Annotated in this window: 1 protein-coding gene; it reads left to right on the top strand. The window is 35.7% G+C overall.

Annotated features, from left to right (window positions below):
• Window positions 1-106 precede the first annotated feature (106 nt).
• On the top strand, window positions 107-1,450 hold the full coding sequence (locus tag AN619_RS15275) for an IS701 family transposase (protein WP_242867426.1): 1,344 nt from the start codon (window positions 107-109) through the stop codon (window positions 1,448-1,450).
• Window positions 1,451-1,508: the final 58 nt, after the last annotated feature.

Raw genomic sequence — 1,508 nt, 5'->3', positions numbered from 1 at the left:
CTATAGTTTTGCACTTTTTAAATAATTACCAAAAATTGACGTAATAATTTGCAAAATAAAAGAGGAATATATGTACACAATACCTCTAATCAAAGGAGTGAAGCTTGTGTACATTTATATTCCTCAAGAAATACTACAATTATTATTATTTCCTAAGGAACTGTTATCCATACCAAACTATAAATATTTTATTAATTTTATCTGGTGTCTTCTAGTGACTGAAGGTAAAAAGACTACCAGAAATATATATAGATATTGTTTCTTTTACAAGAAGCATCTTGCAAGCTGGGAACGGTTTTTAAGTAAAAACCAATGGGATTGCATGGGCATCATGAAACAGCTGTTTTATAAGCTTCTAGAGTTGTTCCCGGATAGCTTTATAGTCCATGGAGCATTGCTGCTAGCTTATGACACTAGCCTTATTGCAAAGAATTCCGAAAAAATACTGGGTATCCAAAAGTGGAATAACCATAGCGGTAATGCAGACAAAGGTGAATATATTATAGGACACCACTGGGGTATATTAGGTTTGATCGGCTCTTTTCTCTCCAAACGGTTCCTTTGCTTTCCCCTGATCTTCTGGTTGATATCCGGTAAATCTAACCCCTGTCAATGGATATGCGATACGAATGGTATAGCAAAACCAATGAATTTTTGGAACAATGTCCATGCTGCATTATTTCAGTTTGCAGATTGGGCCTGTAAATATACTGTCAGGGTAGTAGTAGATGCATACTTTAGTAATAAATCATTTATACAGCCACTGTTGGATAGAGAAAATCCTATTCATGTAATTACAAAATTAAAAAGCAATGCCGTTGGGTATCTAGATCCTGAAAAACCTAAAACCAAGAAACAAGGTCGACCAAGAAAAAAAGGACAAAAGGTAAAGATACTTAACCTTATTAAAACCGAACCTACTCAATTGGTATCTGTATGCTTGTATGGTGAAATTAAAACCATTGAGGTTGTAGTAAAAGACTTATTGTTATTGGATCTTGACCGTAAAGTACGGGTCGTAGTTGCTAAAATTGGTAGTAGTGTAACTGCACTGATTAGTACAGATATGACGCTGACTCCAGCTCAGATCATAGAAATTTACAGTGCACGATTTTCCATCGAAGTAGCCATCAGGGATATGAAGCAGCACTTAGGGCTAGGAGACTATCAGCATCAGTCTTTACTACCCACATTCAGATTCGTACATCTTGTAGCTGTAGCCTATAGTATTGGAAAGATAGCACTGTTAAAATATTCTAACAGTAGTTGGCTCCATACTTATGACAATCAAGGGGATACCCCTTGGACATCAGAACTTAGCTTCAAAAGACTTCGTATCTGTCTTAGAAGATTTTCTCTGGAAAAACTTGTTTTCTCCAAAACCGCATTAGATCAAGAAGTAGAGAAAAATACGTCCGTAAAAGATGCTATACTTTCTATTGCTTCATAACAGTGCTAAGGTGAAACTTTAAGGAACTTTAAGGGCTTTCTTTTGTGCAAAACTATAG

Origin of the sequence: Thermotalea metallivorans, assembly GCF_001562415.1 — a bacterium.
Classification (GTDB): domain Bacteria; phylum Bacillota; class Clostridia; order Peptostreptococcales; family Thermotaleaceae; genus Thermotalea; species Thermotalea metallivorans.
This window is presented reverse-complemented; position numbering and strand designations above follow the sequence as displayed.